This window comes from Caulobacter sp. Root1472 (genome assembly GCF_001426985.1).
GTDB lineage: Bacteria > Pseudomonadota > Alphaproteobacteria > Caulobacterales > Caulobacteraceae > Caulobacter > Caulobacter rhizosphaerae.
In genome coordinates, this window is record NZ_LMFX01000021.1 from 57,912 (window position 1) to 65,944 (window position 8,033).

General features: G+C 70.7%; 6 protein-coding genes and 2 pseudogenes. 4 read left to right on the plus strand and 4 right to left on the minus strand.

The genetic code is table 11. The features are described 5' to 3' along the window. Positions 1–234: 234 nt before the first annotated feature. Positions 235–356: pseudogene (locus ASD47_RS27275) on the plus strand (rhodanese-like domain-containing protein); the annotation flags it as partial. Between the two features lie 69 nt (positions 357–425). Here the strand turns inward: ASD47_RS27275 and ASD47_RS14645 are convergent. Both ASD47_RS14645 and spbR read right to left on the minus strand, forming a co-directional pair. Further along, positions 426–1,178: an NUDIX hydrolase gene (locus ASD47_RS14645; RefSeq protein WP_056757893.1), complete on the minus strand. Its 753-nt coding sequence runs from the start codon at positions 1,176–1,178 to the stop codon at positions 426–428. Positions 1,179–1,237: 59 nt separating this feature from the next. After that, positions 1,238–2,374: a pole-localized protein SpbR gene (gene spbR / locus ASD47_RS14650; RefSeq protein WP_056757896.1), complete on the minus strand. Its 1,137-nt coding sequence runs from the start codon at positions 2,372–2,374 to the stop codon at positions 1,238–1,240. A gap of 155 nt (positions 2,375–2,529) precedes the next feature. Here spbR and ASD47_RS14655 point away from each other — a divergent pair, with 155 nt between their 5' ends. Together ASD47_RS14655 and ASD47_RS14660 are read left to right on the plus strand one after the other, a co-directional pair. After that, positions 2,530–4,341: an ATP-binding protein gene (locus tag ASD47_RS14655; RefSeq protein WP_056757899.1), complete on the plus strand. Its 1,812-nt coding sequence runs from the start codon at positions 2,530–2,532 to the stop codon at positions 4,339–4,341. Between the two features lie 65 nt (positions 4,342–4,406). Continuing rightward, positions 4,407–5,591: a CaiB/BaiF CoA-transferase family protein gene (locus ASD47_RS14660; protein WP_056757902.1), complete on the plus strand. Its 1,185-nt coding sequence runs from the start codon at positions 4,407–4,409 to the stop codon at positions 5,589–5,591. Positions 5,592–5,750: 159 nt separating this feature from the next. On the opposite strand, the gene ASD47_RS14665 is transcribed toward ASD47_RS14660, so the two are convergent. After that, a complete protein-coding gene (locus ASD47_RS14665; RefSeq protein WP_056757906.1) occupies positions 5,751–6,629 on the minus strand; it encodes a transglycosylase SLT domain-containing protein in 879 nt (292 codons plus the stop codon). Positions 6,630–6,826: 197 nt separating this feature from the next. On the opposite strand from ASD47_RS14665, the gene ASD47_RS14670 reads away from it, so the two are divergent. Further along, positions 6,827–7,549 carry an energy transducer TonB gene (locus ASD47_RS14670; protein ID WP_056757908.1) on the plus strand — a complete coding sequence of 241 codons (723 nt, stop codon included), beginning with the start codon at positions 6,827–6,829 and terminating at the stop codon, positions 7,547–7,549. A 361-nt stretch (positions 7,550–7,910) separates the two neighbouring features. Here ASD47_RS14670 and ASD47_RS28245 read toward each other — a convergent pair. Then, positions 7,911–8,033, minus strand: a pseudogene (locus ASD47_RS28245) (hypothetical protein); the annotation flags it as partial.

Below are 8,033 nucleotides of genomic sequence, written 5' to 3' on the forward strand. Positions count from 1 at the left end.
AACCAAGGCGACCTCGACAAGACGCGCGCTCATTTTTGTCAGACAATTTGTACCATGCCCGGCGCTCTGATTGTTGAGTGAAGTGGCGTCGTATCTGGACCTCGAATGAGCCTTGCCCTTTCAATAGGTCATCTATCCGCCCTCTCCCCACCAATCGCCATCAGGTGCGAGAGGATTACTCAGACATTTTTGAGGCTAAAATGGCTGCGATCGCCTGCCGTCGTGAGTGGCTGCTGGTCGGCCGGTACGCTGTTCGTGGTCTATTGCGCCGGCCCGCACGCAACGGCGCCGATCGCGCCGCGCTGAAGCCGGCGATGCTGGGTCGTCCCGTGAAGCTGATGAAGGGCGGGATCAGCCGCCGGGGAGCCTCCTCGACGCCTGCGCCAAGTCTGATCCCCTGCCCCCTCGAAACGGTCCGCCCCGCCTTACAGCGCCGACAACGGCTCGGCCACGACGCCATAGCCGGCGTCAGGCTGGATCCGCAGCGACGGGCCGTCGACCCACGGCTCGACCGTGACCAGGGGCCGCCCGCGCGCCGTCTCGATGGCCGCCGCCGCGTCGGCGCTTTCCGCCAACAGCTGAAGGTTCATGCGGGTGGGGAAGATCACCTTGCGCTGACCCGAGGCGGCCAGGTCCAGGGCCTCGCGCGGCGCGATCCATTCGGCGTCCACCGCCTCGCGACCGTCGCAGACGGCCAGCTGGGCCAGGGGGGCGTGGGCGACGTAGAACCAGGTGTCGAAGCGCTTGGCCGTCAGCGGCGGGGTGATCCAGCGGGCGAAGATGGTCAGGGCCGCCAGGTCCAGCTTCAGGCCCAGGTCGCGGACCACGTCGAGGAACGGCAGGCGGTCGTCGGCCACCGCCGCCCGCACGTCGATCGCCGCCTCGCCGGCGTAGATCCGGCCGGCCGCGTCGCGGGCCAGCAGCACGCCGGCCTCCTCATAGGCCTCGCGAATGGCGGCGATGCGCAGCGGCGCGCCGTCCTCGCCGACGCTGTCCCAGCCGGTGGCGTGGTCGGCCCAGGCCGGGTCGTGGTCGCCGGCATGGGTCTTGCCGCCGGGAAAGACCAGGGCGCCGGCCGCGAAGTCGATCTGGTGATGGCGCTCGACCATCAGCACCTCGAGACCGGGCTGGTCGCGCAGCAGCAGGATGGTGGCGGCGGGGCGGATGGGGTCGGTCATCGAACGAGGTTGGCGCAGAAGCCGCGCGGCGCCCAGGGTTTTCGAACGGGCGTTCGCCCCTACCCCGCGGCCGCCGTCTTCGCCTGTTCATGCAGCCGGTCGGCCCGGTCCAGCAGGTAGTCGGCGTCCTCGCGCGACACCGCCGGCGAGGCGGTCAGGAAGCGCTGGATCATGTGCTCCTGGAAGCGTTCGCGGTCGCCGGGGCGGCCGTCGTATTCCAGGGCGTGGAAGGCGTCGACCCCAGCGCGCAGGGCCGGGAACAGGCGGGGCGGCAGCCCGGCCCGCTCGCAGATCGCCTTCAGGCCCAGGGTCCCGGCGTCATGGATCATCAGCCAGGTGCGGTGATGCGGCACGCCGGCCAGCTCGGCCACGCCCCACTCGAAGAAGGTCATGTGACCATGGGCCAGGGCGCGCAGCAGCAGCGACGGCGTCAGCCGACCGACGCTGGCCAGATGGGCGGCGAAGGCCTTGGCGTCAACGGCGCGGCCGGCCTGGTCGACCAGGTCGATCGTCGCCCGCTCGGTGGCGCCGAGGATCAGCTCCAGGGTCCGTTCAGCCGACAGCGGGTGGGTCGCCAGGATATGGTCGCGCAGCTGTTCGCCGACCATGTCGATCAGGCGCTCGGTCACCGACAGCGGCAGGGCCGAACGGTAGGCGACCGCGGACAGCACCGTCTCGGAGCGGGCGAACCGTTCCAGGGCCCGCTGCAGGGCGGCTTCCGACAGCCGGGCGTTGTCGTTGGCGCAGACGGCGGCGACCACCTCCTCGCCCCCCTGTTCGACCAGCAAGGCCGCGACCTTGCCCGACAGCCGAGGACGCTTGGCCACGGCCAGCTGGCGCACCGGGCCGCCCAGGCGGACGATCTCGGCTAGGTCGGCGTCGCTGAACACCGGCGAGGCGCTGATCACGGGCAGCGACACGCTCTCGACGTCGCGGGCCAGGCGGTTTGCGACGTCGGCCGGCAGAGTCGGCGAATTGCGCAGGGTCACGGCCAAGGCGCGACGGACCAGCTCGGCGGCGTCGGCGGCCATCACGCGCAGGATTTCAGCGGCCAGGGCGCGCTGCTCGTCGTCCAGGTCGGCCCGGTCGATGCTCCGGCACAGCTTGTGGGCGGCCAGGGCGCGCTCGTCGGGCGTGGCGCCCTTCACCAGCATGCGGATGTCGTGTTCGGTCAGGGCGGCGCGGGTGGTGGCCATGGGTCTCCCCCTCAAGGATCGGCGGGGAGTCGGATCATCGCCCGTCATGCTTAACGATTGTTTGCCCTCAAAGCCGTGGTCGTTAACGATAAGCCGTAACGCGGCGCAAACCGTGACCGCCTAGGGTCTGACCTCACCAGTCGAGGAATCAGTCCTTGTTCGCCGAGCGCCGACAAAACACCCCCGCGGACGGCGGCGCCGACGCCCGCCTGGCGCTCGACGCCCAGACCGCCCTGCTGCCCTATGCGCTGGCCGTGTTCGCCGTCGGCCTGCCGGTCTATGTCTGGGCCGGCTCGTTCGCCCAGAACGCCGGCTGGATGGCGATCAGCTTCGCGGTGTTCGCGATCAACTGGGGCGCCTTCTACGGGGTGGTCGCCTGGCTGCGCACCGACGCGGCTCGGGACCTTGACCGCCGGATGCGCGTGCAACTGGCGTCGGGCCTGCTCTGGGCCGTGGCGGTGTGTCAAATGGCCGCCTTCGCCGACGGGGCGGGCGGGGTGCGCGAGCCCCTGCTGCTGCTGTCGGCCGGCGCGGCCGTGACCTGCATCTTCTTCGCCGCCCCCTGCCTGCTGGCCCTGCTGCTGACGGCGCCGGTGGCGGCGGCCGGGCCGCTGTACCTGCTGTTCTCGCGTCCGCAGAGCGAACAGGCCGGCGTCATGGCCTTCGGGGCGATCGCCCTAGCCATGGCCCTGTCGCTGGTGCTCAACCGCATGCTGCGCCGCCAACACGCCCTGGCCCTGGCCCATGAGGCCCTGCTGGAGGAACGGCTGACCGTGCTGGAGGCCGCCGAGCGGGCGGCGCGCTCCAAGTCCGACATCGTCGCCACCCTCAGCCACGAGATCCGCAACGGCCTGACCGGCGTGACCCACGTGCTGGCCGCGGCCGCCGGCAAGGGCGGACGCGCGGCGCCGTCCCGGGAACAGCTGAACGCCGCCCTCGACGCGGCCCAGGACCTGGTCGCCGTGCTGAACGCCACCCTGGACTCCGAGACCGCCGAGTCGGGCCGCCTGGCGGTCGACAGCGTGGCCTTCGAGCCCGTCCGCCTGGTCCGCGACCTGGTGCTGCTGGACCGGCCGCACGCCTTGGCCAAGGGGCTGGAGCTGGCCGTGCACGTCGAGCCCGACCTGGAGCAACGCCAGGTGGGCGCAACGATCGGCGACCCCCTGCGCACGCGGCAGATCATCGCCAACATCGTCGGCAACGCCGTCAAGTACACCGTGCGCGGCCGGATCGAGGTGCGGGTCGAACGGCGCGACGACCAGATCGCCATCGCGGTGGCCGACACAGGCCCTGGCCTGTCGCCCGGCGAGATGGACCAGGCCTTCCAGGCGTTCCAGCGGGTCGAGCGCACCGGCGCGGGCGTCAACGGCGCGGGCCTGGGCCTGTCGCTGTCGCGCCAGCTGGCCCGGCTGATGGGCGGGGCCCTGGAGGCGACCAGCGCCGTCGGGGTCGGCAGCTGCTTCACCCTGCTCCTGCCGTTCGACGAGAACGCCCCGTGCGCCGTCGAGCCCGCCGACGGCGAGACGCCCCAGCCGGTCGAGGCCGCGGGCGCCCCGCCGCGCAACCTGCGGATCCTGGTCGCCGAGGACGACGCCCTGAACGCCGCCATGCTGCGCGCCATCCTCGAACAGCTGGGCCACCAGGTGGTCCATGCCCAGAACGGCCGCCGCGCCCTGGACCTGGCCCGGATCTGCGACTTCGACCTGGTGATGCTGGACGGCCGGATGCCGATCATGGACGGTCCGCAGACCGCCGCCGCCCTGCGCGCCCTGGACGGCGGCAACCACGACGTGGCGATCGTGGCGGTGATCGGCGGCGACGCCGACGAGGCCCGCGAGTGCCTGGACGCCGGCGCCGACACCGTGCTGCGCAAGCCGGTCAGCGTCGCGGCCGTGGCCCGGGCCGTGGCCGACATGGCGGCCCTGGACCGCAAGACGCTCGGCGCCGGCCAGAGCGCCGTCGCCTAAAACCCTTCCCAACAACCGTTTGGATCGTCCACAGTCCCCGCAACGACAAGAAGCGGGAGGACGGGATGCTGCGCGATCTGCGGGTCATCGAATTGGCCACCTACATCGCCGCCCCGGGCGCAGCCGGGATCATGGCCGACTGGGGCGCCGACGTGATCAAGATCGAGTCGCCCGACGGCGATCCGATGCGCGGCTTCTTCGACACCATCGGGTCCGACCAGGCCGCCAACCCGGTCTTCGAGCTCGACAACCGCGGCAAGCGCTCCGTCGTGCTGGACATCCGCACCGACGCCGGCCGCGACGCCGCCAAGGCCCTGGCCAGGAGCGCCGACGTCTTCCTGACCAATGTCCGCCCCGCCGGTCTGGCGCGCGCCGGGCTCGACTACGACAGCCTGAAGGCGGTCAATCCGCGCCTGATCTATTGCAGCCTGACCGGCTACGGCCTGGAGGGCCCCGACGCCGACCGGCCGGGAATGGACGTGGCGGCCTTCTGGTCGCGGGCCGGGGTGGGCGCGATCACCGCCCCCAAGGGCGCCGAGCCCTTTCCGATCCGCACCGGCATGGGCGACCACGTGACGTCCCTGGCGACAGTGGCGGCGATCCTCGCCGCGATCCACGAACGCCAGCGCACCGGCGTGGGCCGGCTGGTCGAGACCTCGCTGCTGCGCACCGGCGTCTATGCGATCGGCTCGGACATGGCCATCCAGCTGCGGTTCGGGAAACTGGCCTCGACGCGGGGGCGGCGGGAGGCGGTGCAGCCCCTGGCCAACTTCTTCCAGACCCGGGACAGCCGCTGGATCTGCCTGCTGGTCCGCCAGGGCTCGAGCGACTGGGCGCGGATCGCCGCCGCCGTCGGCCGTCCGGACCTGATCGAGGACCCGCGCTTCGCCAGCGCCCGCCTGCGCCGCGAGCACGGCGGGACCCTGGTCGACATCCTGGACGAGGCGTTCGGGGCCATGGACTACGCCCAGGCCGCCGCGGCCCTCGACGCCGGCGACCTCACCTGGGCGCCCTGGCAGACGCCGCGCGACCTGGTGGGCGATCCGCAGGCGGCGGCGGCCGGCTGCTTCGTGGAGACGCCCGATGGTCTTGGCGGAACCTTCCCCGCTCCGGCCGGCCCGGCCCGGTTCCCGGGGGCGGAGGATGGACCGCGCGGCCCGGCGCCGGGCCTGGGCGAGCACACGGCGTCGGTGCTGGCGGAGATCGGGTGGTCGGAGGATCAGATCGCGGACGTCTCTTCGGCCAGTTAGTCCCAAACCTTCCGCTCATCCCGGCGAATGCCGGGACCCAGATGGAATAGCTTTGAGGCTGACGCCAACGGCTCAGAGATTCTCCAGCCCATCACGTCGCCAAGGGATCTGGGTCCCGGCATTCGCCGGGATGAGCGGATTAAGGAAAGGCCGCAGCCCTTACCGCTTGCTCCTCGAACCGTCGCTGGCGTCCGACAGCACCCGCAACATTTCCGACGAGAACATCGAGCTGGTCATGCGCTGGGCCGACGAACCGCCGCCCGAGGCGAAGCTGAAGCCGCTGTCGGCGTCCTGCGGGCCGCGCAGGATCAGGCTGACCAGTTCCTGCTGCTGCTGGATGCGCTCCAGCCGGCGACCGGTGGCGTACTGGACGAAGCCCTGGTCGGTGTCGGACGTGTCGGGTCGGGTCGCTGGCGCGGGGTCGGAAACCGCTCCGCCGCCCGCGGTCCGGGTCAGGTTGGCGTAGACCTCGCTGACGGTGGCCGGCCGTCCCTCGCGATAGAAGATCGAGCGGTTGGCGGCCGCCGCGTCGGGGAACAGGGCCGCGGCGCTGGCCCCGGGCGAATTGCCTACCGCCTCGATCAGCCGGGCCGAGCCCTGCGGCCCCAGGAAGTGGGCGGCGTAGAGTTCGCCGGCCGTGGGCGAGCGCCCCACCCGGCCGCGCAGATAGGAGGCGTGGTCACTGGCCAGCTCGCCGGCCATCAGCGAGGCGGCGTGCGGGTCCAGCTTCAGGCCCAGCACCGTCTTGCGCGCCTCGTCGCCCGCGACGCGGTACCTGCCGTCCGAACCCTGCTGGATCAGGTCGGCGTAGCGGGCGTAGCCGTACTTGGCGCCGTGCTTCTTCAAGGTCGACAGCCAGGTCTGGTCGACGAACTGGAACAGGCCGGAGGCGGACGAGGTCCGCGCCTTGGCGGCGGGGTTGTAGCCGCTCTCGCGCTTGGCCGTGCCCATCAGGAACGTGAAGTCCACGCCCGTCGCGCTGGACGCGCGCTGGATCGCCGACTCGACGACGCTGCGGATGGAGGTGACATTCGCCATGCCCGAAGATGTGAACCCGCATGGTTAATCGCGCCTTAACCTTGCCCGGAGACCCGGCAGAAATTGCCTGTGGCGGGTCGCCGCAGCTACAGATGTAAAAATTCTACGTTTGTAATATTTACAAACGTAATTCTCCGTGAGAGGCTTGCTTCATCGACCCCGGCTTCTTCAGGCGGTCGATGCAGAAGGAGGCTCTCATGGTTGCGTACGAAGGCGCGGTCGGTTCCTACATTCCCGGCCTGGACACCAAGCCCGGCAAGCCGTCCAAGGCGCTGGTCGCGGCTCTGGTCGTAGTCTCGGCCGCCCATGCCGGGCTGTTCGCGTACCTGGCCTATCAGAAGTACGTGACGCCGATCACCGTGGATCGCAGCGAACCGCCGAGCTTGAGACTCGACCCTGTGATCCCCGATCCTCCCAAGCCCGACAAACCGGTCCCGCCCAAGGCGACGTCGAACCCGCCCCTGATCCACAAACCGACGCTGGTCACGCCCCCGACGGTCGACCCGCTGCCGGTCAAGCCGGTCGAAGGCCCGCGCGATCCGCCCGGACCGGGTCCGGTAGACCTGAAGACCGACCTGCCGCCTGGACCGCCGACCGTGGTCGAACCGCTCCAGCCCAAGGTGGTCACCAGGCCCAACTGGCTGAAGAAGCCGGGAGCCTCGGAGTTCAGCCGGTTCTATCCGGAAAGCGCCATGCGCCGGGGCGTGGGCGGCATGGCCACCCTGAACTGCACGGTGGCGGCCAACGGTTCGATCCAGGCCTGCAGCGTGCTGGACGAAACCCCGTCCGAGGAGGGCTTCGGCAAGGCCGCGGTCAAGCTGTCGCGGTTCTTCCGGATGAGCCCGCAGATGGAGAACGGCCAGGCCGTCGACGGCGCCAGCGTCCGCATCCCGATCCGCTTCAACGCGGCCGAAGGCTAGGGACGCGTCCGCCGGCCGCGGTTCGGTCGGCGATGTCCCTTTCGGCCACGGGGGAGCCCCGGACCGCCGCGAGCCTTCCAGGGCGGCGGTCCGGGGTTTTGCGGTTCAGGCGTACGTTCCTGGAGCGGCCGCCTCCTCTCGATCCGCTCATCCCGGCAAACGCCGGGACCCAGATGGAATGGCGGTGTGGCTGACGCCAGGACCGCTGAGCTCATCCCGTCAGCCTCCCGGCTTTGGGATCTGGGTCCCGGCGTTCGCCGGGATGAGCGGGGGTTTGGGTGGTTTATCCTCGGCGGATAGCGAACAAAGCTTTGTGATTCCAACGCCCTGAACTTTCTCGACCCCAATCTGTCCTCACCCTTCAAACCTCCCTTATCCTGACCCCACCTCGTCGCAGGGAAAGGGCGCATGGCCAGCGACCGATGCGGCGGCGGGGGGCGATCGAGCGGGACTGGGCTGGAGGGGGTTACTCCAGCGTGTCCGG